The sequence below is a fragment of the Oleiphilus sp. HI0128 genome, assembly GCF_001635365.1.
Genome location: NZ_LWGG01001452.1, coordinates 1 through 753, shown reverse-complemented (window position 1 = coordinate 753; position 753 = coordinate 1). Strand labels below are relative to the sequence as shown.

Below are 753 nucleotides of genomic sequence, written 5' to 3'. Positions count from 1 at the left end.
CCATGCCGGGTCTACCGTATTTGCGCCTCAGCTTAAAGTGGTACTTCCTTTTGTGGAATGGCGCACAGGCCCCGCGCAAGGTTTCCCTGTATTCCATATCAGCGAAAAAGGGGAGTGGCTAGAAGTTTCAACTCGAAAGACGGAGTGGTTAAAAGTTCGTGATCGCAAAGGTAATGAAGGTTGGTTGAATATTGCTGATGTATTGCAGATGGAAGACGCTAATGGCGAAACTGTGAAGATCACAGAACCAGTCTTTGATGACTTCAATACACGTCGCTGGGAAGCAGGTTTGATGAGTGGTCAGTTTGACAAAGCAGCCCTTAATTCGGCTTATCTGGGCTATTGGATGACCAACAACATATCTCTTGAATTATGGGGGAGTCAGGTGCTGGGTGATTCGGCTGAGATAAAAGTCGCAAGCGTGAACTTGCTTCATCAGCCATTTCCTTCCTGGAAGTTCTCACCGTTTTTTACTTTAGGGGCGGGCATGGTATTTATCAGCCCCAAGGCGACCTTATCTGAAGAAGCAAAGCGGGACGAAGAATCTATTCATGCCGGTATAGGGGCACGATATTACTTGAGCGACCGTTATTTTGTTCGTATGGAAGTGAAGGACTATAAAATTTTTACTAACCGTGAAAGCAACGAAGAAGCGACAGAATGGAAAATTGGATTAAGCGTGTTCTTTTGAAGAAGCGCAAACAATGTATTTGGTTGATGGTTTTAACCCTGTCAGCGGTGGTGGGGAATGCT

At 45.7% G+C, this 753-nt stretch carries 1 protein-coding gene; it reads left to right on the top strand.

What is annotated here, in order from left to right; translation table 11 throughout:
• On the top strand, positions 1-691 hold a 691-nt coding region (locus tag A3763_RS23970), incomplete at its 5' end, for an SH3 domain-containing protein (protein WP_068760648.1).
• Positions 692-753: the final 62 nt, after the last annotated feature.